Below are 10630 nucleotides of genomic sequence, written 5' to 3'. Positions count from 1 at the left end.
TCGCCGGCCAGTACCTGCGCCAGGTCGTAGGAGACGGGCTCCTCCAACTGCGCGGAGGTGCAGCTGTCCGGGGTCCGGTCCGGGCGCCAGCGGCGGACCTGGGCGGTGTGCCGGAAGCGGTCGCCCTGCATGTGGTCGTACGCGACCTCCACGACGCGCTCCGGGCGCAGCGGCACCCAGGAGAGGTCCTTCTTGCCGGTCCAGCGGCTGGGGCCGCCCGGCAGCCGGCCGGCGGCCTGCGCCTCCTGGCTGGCCCACTCCTGCCAGGGGTGGCCCTCGACCGACTCCATCCGCAGCGGCGCCAGCTCCTCCATGAGGGCTTTGCGCCGGGCCATCGGGAAGGAGGCGCAGACCCCGACGTGCTGGAGCCGGCCGGCCGCGTCGTACAGGCCGAGCAGCAGCGAGCCGACCACCGGCCCGCTCTTGTGCGGCCGCAACCCCGCGACCACGCAGTCCGCGGTCCGCTCGTGCTTCACCTTGACCATGGACCGCGCCCCCGGCTGGTAGGGCAGTTCGTGCGGCTTGGCGACCACACCGTCGAGGCCGGCGCCCTCGAACTGCTCGAACCACTCCCGCGCGACGGCCAGGTCGTCGGTGGCGGGCGTGACGTGCACGGGGGCCGCCGTGTCGCGCAGCGCGAGTACCAGCGCCTCCCGCCGCTCGCGCTGGGGCGCCTGAACCAGCGACGTGTCGCCCAGTGCCAGCAGGTCGAACGCGACGAAGCTCGCCGGCGTGACCTCCGCCAGATGGCGCACCCGGGAGTCGGCCGGGTGGATGCGCTCCAGCAGCGCGTCGAAGTCCAGCCGGCCGTCCATGGCGATCACGATCTCCCCGTCCAGCACGCAGCGCGCGGGCAGCTGCTCGCGCAGCGCCTCGACCAGTTCGGGGAAGTAGCGGGTCAGCGGCTTGCCCGAGCGGCTGCCCAGCTCCACCTCGTCGCCGTCGCGGAAGACGATCGCCCGGAAGCCGTCCCACTTCGGTTCGTACAGCATCCCCGATGGGACGGTCGCCGCGGACTTCGCCAGCATCGGCCGCACCGGCGGCATCACGGGAAGGTCCATGCCGGGATTCTCCGCCGTGCGGCAGCCGGGCGCCCGCCGAGCGAAGGGTCGCCGGCCGGCGTGGCCGACATCCGACGACGGTGCCGAGCGACGCGACGAGCGGTGAGACCGAGCGGGCGACGAGGCCGACCAGCAGTGAGGGCGCGGGCGGATCCGGCGCAGGGTGCGGGAAAGGGCCGGCTTTGCCGACGGGCGGCCCGCGCCGATGCGGCTTAGCGTGAACGGCATGGCAGAGGCGCTGGAGCTCACGGTCGGCGAGCGCACGGTCCGCGTGTCCAACCCGCACAAGGTGTACTTCCCGGAGCGCGGCTTCACCAAGGCCGACGTCGTCCGCTACTACCTGAGCGTCGGGGACGGCATCCTGCGCGTCCTGCGGAACAGGCCCACCACCCTGGAGCGGTACCCCGACGGTGTCGACGGCGAGTCGTTCTTCCAGAAGCGCGCGCCCAAGAACCTGCCCGAATGGATTCCGACCGGCCGCATCTCCTTTCCCAGCGGCCGCCACGCCGACGAGATCTGCCCGACCGAGATCGCCGCCGTCGCCTGGGCGGCGAACCTCGGCTGCCTCACCTTCCACCCCTGGCCGGTGCGTCGCGACGACACCGAGCACCCCGACGAGTTGCGCATCGACCTCGACCCGCAGCCCGGCACCGACTACGCCGACGCGGTACGCGCCGCCCACGAACTGCGCGATGTGCTCGACGACCTGGGCCTGACCGGCTGGCCCAAGACGTCCGGCGGCCGCGGCCTGCACGTCTTCGTGCCGATCGCCCCCGAGTGGACCTTCGTCCAGGTCCGCCGCTCGGCGATCGCGATCGCCCGCGAGCTGGAGCGGCGCGACCCGGCGCGCGTCACCACCGCCTGGTGGAAGGAGGAGCGCGGCGCGAAGATCTTCGTCGACTACAACCAGACCGCCCGCGACCGCACCATCGCCAGCGCCTACTCGGTACGGCCCCGCCCGCAGGCCCCCGTCTCCGCACCGCTGCGCTGGGACGAGCTGGACAGCGCGGTGCCCGCCGACTTCGACCTCGCCACGATGCCGGGCCGGTACGCCGAAGTCGGCGATCTGCACGCCGACATGGAGGAGCACGCCTTCCGGCTCGACGCGGCCCTGGAACTGGCCGCGCGCGACGAGGCCGAGCACGGCCTGGGCGACCTGCCGTACCCGCCGGACCACCCGAAGATGGCCGGCGAGCCGAAACGGGTGCAGCCGAGCCGGGCGAAGAAGGAACAGAAGAAGGGGCCGGGGCAGGGGTAGGAGAGCAGGTAGGGCGGGACTCAGTCGAAGGTCTCCACGAACTCCTCCGGCGGGCCCAGTTCCGGGCGGTCGCGCAGCTCGATCCGGTCGCCGAAGCGCTCCAGTTCGAGCACGGTCACGGTGTTGCCGCCCGCGGTCAGCAGCGGCGCGGGCACGTAGAGGGTCTGCTGCGGGCCGATCTCCCAATAGCGGCCCAGCAGCGTGCCGTTGACCCAGACGAAGCCCTTGCCGAAGCCGGGGAAGGCGAGGAAGGTGTCGGCGGGCGCGGGCACGCTGAACGACGCGACCGCGAAGCCCGCGCCGCCCGAGGGCGGAGCGCAGTCCGGCGCGAGCCGCACGTCGTCCGGCGACCACTCGTCCAGCGGGAGTTCGCGCATCTCCCAGCCGTGCACGAGCCGCCGCTCGACGCGGACCCCGCCGAGGATGCCCTTGCCCTGGCCCAGCAGCGGGCCGTAGTTGATCCGGCCCTGGTTCTCCACCAGCAGTTCGAGTCTGACCCGCTGCCCGGCGCCCTCGATGGCGAGCGAGCCGGTCTCCTCGTCGAGCACGCCCAACGGCACACCGTCGGCGAAGACCTGGGCCCGGTCGTGCAGCCCGGTCACCGTCAACTCGTTGGTGCCGCGCGGTAGTCGGGGCCACGCCCGGTACAGCACCAGCCCGGACGGCTGCCCCAGTTCCTCGAAGCTCATCGGGTACGGCGATCGCACCGCCGTCGACAGCGCGGTGAGTCCGCCGAGCAGGGCCGCGCCCTGTCGGACGGACAGGCTGCGCGGGGCGAGCAGTTCGGCCGGCGGCGGCAACGGGCGGTCCCGCACCTCGCCCGTCGCGGGGCCGGCTCGCGTTCCGGCGGCGAGCTTGCGCAGTTGCTCGCGCAGCGCGAAGAACTTCGGTCCGACCGCGCCGTGTTCGGCGATCGGCGCGTCGGAGTCGTAGCTGGTGATGGTCGGCTGCAAGCGGGTGCCGTCGTGGTTGGCGCCCGCCCACAGGCCGAAGTTGGTGCCGCCGTGTGCCATGTAGAGGCTCACCGAGCCGTTTTCGTCCAGGATCTCACCGAGCGTGCTCGCCGCGCTCTCGGCCGAGCGGACGTGGTGCGGGTCGCCCCAGTGGTCGAACCAGCCGTTCCAGAACTCGGCGCAGACGAACGGCTCGTCCGCCCGGCGGTCCCGCAGCAGCCGCGCCGCCTGCCCGGCCCGCGAGCCGAACGTCGCGGTGGCCAGCACCCCCGGCAGCGAACCGCCGTCCTGCATCAGCTCGGTCGGCCCGTCCGCGGTGCACAGCAACTCGCTGATCCCGCGCGTCACCAGCGCGTCCCGCAGCCACTCCAGGTAGTCGGCGTCGTCGCCGTAGCTGCCGTACTCGTTCTCCACCTGTACGGCGACCACCGGCCCGTCGTACGCCGCCTGCGCCGCCGTGATCTTCGGCACCATGACGTCGAACCAGCGCGCCACCTCGTCCAGGAACAGCCGCTGTGACGTGCGCGGCCGCATCCCGGGCATCCCGGTCAGCCACGACGGCAGCCCGCCGTTGTCCCACTCGGCGCAGATGTACGGGCCCGGACGGACGAGCACGTCCAGGCCGGCGTCCTGTGCGAGGTCGAGGAACCGTTCGAAGTCGCGCGGGCCGTCGAAGCGGGGCGTGGAACGGCGTGGCTGATGGAAGTTCCACGGCACGTACGTGTCCACCGTGTTGAGACCCAGCGCGGCCAACCGGGCCAGCCGGTCCGCCCATTGCTCCGGGTGCACCCGGAAGTAGTGCAGCGAGCCGGCGAGTATCCGGTGCGGCTCGCCGTCCCGGAGGAGTTCGCCCCGGGGGCAGGACAGGATGGGGGCGGGCGGCTGCGCCGGGCTTCCCACGGGGACCACGGCGGCAGTCGTGGTCCGCTTCTCTGTGTCCATGCCCACCGCCATCCCACGGAATGATACCGATACCGTCCGGTCCACCGCCGAGTTCGCCATGCTCGCTCCCTAGTGACGTGCTCACGCGTGGAGCAACCTCGGGGGAACTGTTGCACACGATGATATCGATGCCAACCCCGTGCCGGGTGCCTGGCGGGCCCGGGGCGCCCCTCCCCGGGGCGAGGCTGCCCCTCACGGGCGGCGGCCACCCCCAAGGGGCGCGCTCGGCTGAGTACGTGGCTGCGCCGGGTCCGCAGGCCCGGCCCCGCGGCGACGTCGCCGGACCACCGGCCGGTGGCTGGTTGCTCGCGCAGTTCTCCGCCAGTTCTCCGCCAGTTCTCCACCAGGGCTTCGCCAGGGTGGTACCCCCACGAGCCCCGGGGCGGTTGCCGTCTTTCGGGGTGATGACGTATGGGACCGTTATCATCGGCGGAGGAGCGGAAGGGGCTCATGGAGAAGCAGAGCGGGCGCGAGACCGTACGGCCACCGGGGATGACGGACGTCGCGCGGGTTGCCGGCGTGTCCGCGCAGACGGTCTCCCGAGCACTGGCCGGGCACCCGAACGTGCAGGAGAAGACCCGCGCGAAGGTGCTCGCCGCCGTCGAGCAACTCGGCTACCGGCGGAACAACGCCGCCCGCATGCTCTCCTCGGGCCGCAGTCGCACCATCGGCGTGGTCACCCTCCAGACCAGCTTCTACTCGCGCACCGCGCTCACCTCGGGGATCGAGCACGCCGCGCAGGCCGCCGGGTACACGGTGAGCACCGCCACCACCGCGTCGCTGGACACCTCCGCGATCGAGGGGGCACTGCTGCGGCTGGCCGACCAGCACGTGGAGGGCGTGATCCTCGCGGTGCCGCTGATCCATGTCTCGCGGCAGATCGAGCAGTTGACCGGTGCGGTGCCCACCATCACCATCGACGGCTCGCGTACCTCGGCGACCGAGGTGGTCGCCGTCGACCAGTCGCTCGCCGCGCGACTGGCGACACGGCACCTGCTCGAACTGGGCCACGAGACGGTGTGGCACGTGTCCGGGCCCGGGCAGTGGCTGGACGCGGCGAGCCGCGCGGCCGGCTGGCGGGCCGAGTTGGAGGCCGCCGGGCGTACGGTCCCGCCGGAGCTGGCGGGGGACTGGTCGCCCGCGTCGGGCTACCGCAACGGCCTGATCCTGGGCCGCATCCCCGATGTCACCGCCGTGTTCGTGGCGAGCGACGAGATGGCGTTCGGCGTGATCAGGGCGCTGCACGAACTGGGGCGCAAGGTGCCCGACGACATCTCCGTGGTCGGTGTCGACGACATCGCGCTCGCCGAGTACTGCTCGCCCTCGCTGACCACGGTCGCGCAGCCGTTCGCCGAGATGGGGGCGCTCGCGGTGGCGCACCTGGTGCGGGCGATCGCCGAGCCCGGCGCCGCGCCCGAACCCGCTTCCGTGGAGCCCACGTTGGTGGTCCGTGCGAGCACGGCTCCCGTCAGGGTGCCCTGACCCTCCGGGGTGGTGGGTGCTGTCGGTTGAGGGATCGCCCGACGGTGGTGGGTTGGCGGCGGCGTTCTCCCCCAGAGCTTCGCCCGGGTGGGGGTGCCCCCGGCGAAGCCAGGGGGAGCGCCCCCACGCGCCCCTTGCCGACCGGGCCGGGTTGATTGCTTGCTCCCGGGCCACCCGCCGGTGGCGGGTTGGGCCACCCGCGCCACCCGCGCCGGGGCCTCATCGTCTGTGTGCGGCGATATCAGGCTCGCTCGCTTGGTTCGCAGACTCTGGTGTTATCGATGCCATCGCGGCTACAGTCTGCACCACTCTCGGCTCTCCCCAAGCCCTAGGCGGTAGTTGGAATGACCTCGAGCCCACCCCGATCACCGCGTCGCAGACGCCGGCAGCGGCTTGCGACCGCGGTCGCGCTCCTCGCCTCGCTCACGCTGCTGTCGGTCGGCGTCACCCCCGCGCTCGCGGCGGCGCCGCCGGCGAAGGCGGCCACGGACCCCGGCACGCCCATCGACCCGGGCCAGTACAGCCTGGTCGGCGCCGACTCGCAGTCGCCGGCGTATCCGGCGCCGCCCGCGCTGGACGGCACCGCGCTCGCGGCGTTCGACGACGACACCGGTACGCAGTGGACGGTCGCGTACGACGTCGTGAACGGGACCGGTGTCGCCAAGACGCCGATGCCGCACTGGCTCACCCTCGACGTGGGCGGATCGTTCACCCTCACCGGCCTCGACTACTCCGTGAAGAAGCAGGACAACGGCCCGGTCAAGGACTTCAAGGTCTACGTCACCGACGACGCGGCCACCGCGAAGGACCCCGAGGGCGACTGGGGCGCACCCGCCGCCACGGGGTCGTTCCACCAGCCGACCGCCGACACCGAGGTGCAGACGGTCGCGTTCGACAAGCCGGTCAAGGGCCGTTACGTCAAGTTCGAGGCCGACAGCGCGATCAACGCCAGCGACAACGCGTCCGTCTCCGAGCTGCGGGTGCGCGCGACCGGGGACACCACGCCCGCGCCGGTGACGCCGCCGCCACCCGCGCACCCCGCCACCCCGGTGACCTTGTCCCGCGCCGGGCTGAAGGTCCAGGTGGCCAAGGAGTTCCCGCAGGTCGTGTCGTACGCGATGGGCGGCGGCACGCTCGGCGGGCAGCCGTCGGTGCTGGACACCTTCGACATCAACGGCAAGGCGCACACCGCGACCACCACGATGCGCGCCACGGGCGACACCGCGACGTACACCTCCACCTTCACCGACCTGCCGAACGTCACCATCACCTCGGCGATCACCGTGACGGCGAAGAAGACCGTGGTGTTCGAGGTGAAGAAGATCGCCGGCAGCGCGGCCCGCACCGTGGACGAGCTGTCGATCCCCGACCAGTCGCTGGTGTCGGTCGACACCTCGGACCCGCACGCGAACCTGGCCCGTACCAGGATCTCCACCGACTCCACCACGACCGCCGACCAGTTCATCGCGGTCACCGGCGCCACCGCGCCGGATTCCGCGGCGGTCGGCACCCCCTACGGCTTCGTCGGCAACTCCCGGCTGTCCGCGGGGCTGCTCACCGACGCGACCGACGACGCCGCGCAGGACAACAACGACAACGGCAACACCCGGTTCCAGTCGCGGATCGTGGACGCGGGCGGCGGCGCCCGGCGCGCCGAACTGTCGGTCGGCAACTACACCTACGCCGCCAAGGGCGCGACCGACTCGCGGGTGGCGACGTACACGCTGCCGAAGACCACGGTGGTGCTGGCCGGGGACGCCAACGGCGACGGCCAGGTGACCTGGGAGGACGGCGCGATCGCCTACCGGAACGCGATGACGCGCCCCTTGGGTGCGGACCGGGTGCCGGAACGCGTGGTGCAGCACATACCGTTCAACTTCGCCAGTGAGGCGACCAACCCGTTCCTGAAGACGCTCGACAACGTCAAGCGGATCTCGCTGGCCACCGACGACCTCGGCCAGTGGGTGCTGGAGAAGGGCTACGCCAACGAGGGCCACGACTCCGCGCACCCGGACTACGGCGGCGACTACAACGTACGGGCCGGGGGCTTGAGCGACCTCAACCAACTCGCCGCCCAGGGCGGGAAGTACAACGCCGACCTCGCCGTGCACGTCAACGTCACCGAGGCGTACCCGCAGGCGAAGAGCTTCAGTTCCGGCCTGGTCCAGGGCCAGGTCAACGGGTGGGACTGGCTCAACCAGTCGTACCACATCGACCAGCGTACCGACCTGGGCAGCGGCGCGATCCTCGACCGGTTCAAGGAACTGCGCAAGGAAGCGCCCGGCATCAAGACCGTCTACATCGACGCCTACTACTCCAGCGGCTGGCTCGCCGACGAACTCGCCACCCAGCTGCACAAGATGGGCTTCGAGGTCGCCAGCGAGTGGGCGTACAAGTTCGAGGGCGAGTCGATCTGGTCGCACTGGGCCAGCGACAAGAACTACGGCGGCCCGACCAACAAGGGCATCAACTCCAACATCGTCCGCTTCATCGGCAACACCGACCGTGACGTGTGGAACGTCGACCCGCTGCTCGGCGGCTCCGACATCAAGGAGTTCGAGGGCTGGACCGGCCAGGACGACTGGAACGCCTTCTACGACAACATCTTCACCGAGAACCTGCCCACCAAGTTCCTCCAGCACTACCAGGTGACGGACTGGGACTTCGGGAAGTCCGCCCGGCTCACCGGCGGGGTGAACGTCGCGATGGCCGGCGGGGTGCGCCAGGTCACCATGGGCGGCGCCCTCGTCCTGAAGGGCGACAGCTATCTGCTGCCGTGGGGCGAGGCCAAGGGCGGCGACGGCACCTCCTCGCCGAGCGACGCCGACAAGATGTACGCCTTCAGCGCGTCGGGCGGCACCCACACCTTCGGCCTCACCGCGCAGTTCGCCCGGGACCGGCACTTCACCCTCTACCGGCTCACCGACACCGGCCGGGTGAAGGCCGCCGACATCACCCCGGCCGACGGCCAGGTCACCTTGACCACCACCAAGAACCAGCCGTACGTGCTCGTGCCGACCGGTGGCAAGGCACCGCACACGAACGTGGACTACGGCCAGGGCACCGGCCTTTCCGACCCGGGCTTCAACGCCGGCGACCTGACCGCCTGGCACCCGACCGGCGGCGCGGCCGTCGCGCGCACCGCCAACGGCGACAACGTCGCCCACCTCGGCACCGGCGCCGCGTCCGGCATCTCCCAGCAGGTCAAGGGCCTCAAGGCCGGCAAGACCTACACCCTCAGCGCCGACGTCGAGATCGCCAAGGGGCAGCGGCGCGCGGTCACCCTCGGTGTCAGCGGCGCCAAGAAGCCCGCCGCGAACACCTTCGACACCACACCCGCGCCCAACGAGGTCGCGGCCGACGCCAAGGAGGGGACGTACGCCCAGCGCGCCCCGGTCACCTTCACCGCGCCGGCCGACGGCCGGGTCACCGTCAGCATCGGCGCGGCCGCCGGCGACGCGGCGGTCACCCTGGACGATGTGCGGCTGATGGCCGACACCAGCGTCCCGCTGCCGAAGACCGGCAGCAGCGCGGGCGGCGGCACGGTCGTCGCGAGCGAGGACTTCGAGGGGAACCAGCCCGGTTGGGGCCCCTTCGTGAAGGGCGACGCGGGCGGCGTCACCGACCCGCGCACCAGCATCAGCGACCTGCACGCGCCCTACAGCCAGAAGACGTGGAAGAACACCTACGCGCCGTACAACTCCGGCACCCTCAAGGGCCAGGCGGTGGACGACGTCATCGGCGGCGACCACTCGCTGAAGGCCCACGAGGAGAACACCGGACTGGTCTACCGCACCGTGCCGGCCACCGTGCCCTTCACCGCCGGCCACAAGTACCGGGTGTCGTTCGACTACCAGACCAACCTGGACGGGCAGTGGGCCTGGGTGACGGGCGCCGACACCGTCGGCGGCGGCAAGGTCACGTCGAAGGACGTCAACCGCGACACCCTCGATCCGGCGCTGGACACCGCCACCTACAGCAAGGACATCGTGGCCGGGTGCGGCGACACCTGGGTGGGCCTGCGCAAGCTCGGCGGAGCGGCCGGCACGGACTTCGTGCTGGACGACTTCACCGTCACCGACCTCGGCCCCTCGACCACCGGACCGGCCTGCGCGAGCGTCACCGTGCCGCCCACCGCGGAGTTGAGCCCCGGGGTGCCGAGCGAGTACAGCACCACCTTCACCAACAGCGAGACCAGTGACGCCACCGGCGTCCGGATGACGCTCGACGGCCTGCCCACCGGCTGGACCGCCGAGGTCGAGCAGCAGGGCGGCAACGCCTTCGCGACCGTCAAGCCCGGCGCGACCGCGACCACCACCTGGCTGATCACCGCGCCGGCCGGCGCGAAGGGCACCTCGGCGAGCTGGAAGGCCACCGCCTCCTACACCAACGGCGGCGGCACCAAGAGCGTCACCGCCGACGCCAAGGCGACGGTCGCCTCCCGCGCGCTGCTCCCGCCCGGCTCCATGACCGCCACCGCCGACTCCGAGAACATCTCCTCCGACCCCACCGAAGGACCCGTCTCCAACGTCCTCGACGGCGACCCCGGCACCATCTGGCACACCGACTACACCAACTCGGAGGCGCCCTACCCGCACTGGGTCACGATGAAGCTGTCCGGACCCGCCGACGTCGACGGCTTCGGCTACCTCGACCGCCAGAACGGCGGCCTCAACGGCCGGATCGGCGACTACGAGATCGCGGTCTCCGACGACGGCACCACCTGGACGACCGTCACCCACGGCACCCTCGTGGACTCCCCGCAGACGCAGGAGATCAACTTCACCCCGACCAGGGCCTCCTACGTCCGCTTCACCGGGCTGAACGCGCTCAACGGCCTGCCGTTCGCGGCCGCCGCCGAGATGCGGGTCTACGGGTCGTACGCGAACCCGCCGGTGGGCTATCCGCCGCAGTAGGGCACACGCCCGGAACCC

General features: G+C 71.8%; 5 protein-coding genes. 3 read left to right on the top strand and 2 right to left on the bottom strand.

What is annotated here, in order from left to right:
• On the bottom strand, nt 1–1061 hold a 1061-nt coding region (locus tag AC13HU_RS21255; RefSeq protein WP_483043500.1), incomplete at its 3' end, for an ATP-dependent DNA ligase.
• A gap of 226 nt (nt 1062–1287) precedes the next feature.
• Between AC13HU_RS21255 and ligD the strand changes: the two genes are divergently transcribed.
• On the top strand, nt 1288–2319 hold the full coding sequence (ligD, locus tag AC13HU_RS21250; protein ID WP_483043499.1) for a non-homologous end-joining DNA ligase: 1032 nt from the start codon (nt 1288–1290) through the stop codon (nt 2317–2319).
• A gap of 20 nt (nt 2320–2339) precedes the next feature.
• On the opposite strand, the gene AC13HU_RS21245 is transcribed toward ligD, so the two are convergent.
• Nucleotides 2340–4214 carry a glycoside hydrolase family 35 protein gene (locus tag AC13HU_RS21245; protein ID WP_483043498.1) on the bottom strand — a complete coding sequence of 625 codons (1875 nt, stop codon included), beginning with the start codon at nt 4212–4214 and terminating at the stop codon, nt 2340–2342.
• Between the two features lie 450 nt (nt 4215–4664).
• On the opposite strand from AC13HU_RS21245, the gene AC13HU_RS21240 reads away from it, so the two are divergent.
• Both AC13HU_RS21240 and AC13HU_RS21235 read left to right on the top strand, forming a co-directional pair.
• The gene (locus AC13HU_RS21240) at nt 4665–5696 is read left to right on the top strand and encodes a LacI family DNA-binding transcriptional regulator (RefSeq protein ID WP_483043497.1); all 1032 of its coding nucleotides are present in this window, start codon (nt 4665–4667) and stop codon (nt 5694–5696) included.
• Nucleotides 5697–6040: 344 nt separating this feature from the next.
• Entirely contained in the window at nt 6041–10612 is a 4572-nt protein-coding gene (locus AC13HU_RS21235) for an endo-alpha-N-acetylgalactosaminidase family protein (protein ID WP_483043496.1), read from the top strand.
• The last annotated feature ends 18 nt before the right edge of the window (nt 10613–10630 follow it).

It is taken from the genome of Streptomyces sp. NH27 (assembly GCF_056859195.1).
The sequence above is the reverse complement of the archived record's forward strand: the minus strand, read 5'-3'. Positions and strand labels throughout refer to the sequence as shown.